The sequence below is a fragment of the Bacillus sp. AFS001701 genome, from assembly GCF_002559405.1.
GTDB lineage: Bacteria > Bacillota > Bacilli > Bacillales > Bacillaceae_G > Gottfriedia.
The window spans coordinates 1-483 of sequence record NZ_NTZO01000768.1; the positions used below are offsets into that span (position 1 = coordinate 1).

The following is a 483-nucleotide window of genomic DNA, read 5'->3' on the forward strand; positions in this document are numbered from 1 at the left end:
TCATGACCACATGCATGCATGATTCCATCCTTTTTAGATCTAAATTCAATTTTATTTTCTTCATGAATTGGTAGAGCATCCATATCCGCTCGAATTGCAAGAACTTTCCCTGGATGGTCTCCTATTAATCTAGCAACAATACTAGTCTTAGTTGGTCTAGAGATTTCTAGGTCTCCAAATGATTTTAGTTTGTCATACACAAATTGGGCAGTATTTTCTTCCTGGAAGGATAACTCCGGATTTTCATGCAAATACCTTCTCCATTCAATCACTTCATCGTTTATCGAACTAACTAATTCATCTAAATTTAATTCAGAAAAAATTTCATACACGATTGATACACCTCCGAGATTCATTCAAAATGTTTTAAGGAACATTTACGGTCATTTTCCTTATATATTGATTTTATTACGTGAAAACGGTTTCTACAATACTTTTTTATTTAAAATTCAAAATATTAACAAAATTTAACCAGACAAAAAA

Annotated in this window: 1 protein-coding gene; it reads right to left on the minus strand. The window is 31.3% G+C overall.

The window, feature by feature from the left end; genetic code table 11:
* On the minus strand, positions 1–323 hold a 323-nt coding region (locus tag CN514_RS25075), incomplete at its 3' end, for a M20/M25/M40 family metallo-hydrolase (protein WP_435817577.1).
* Positions 324–483: the final 160 nt, after the last annotated feature.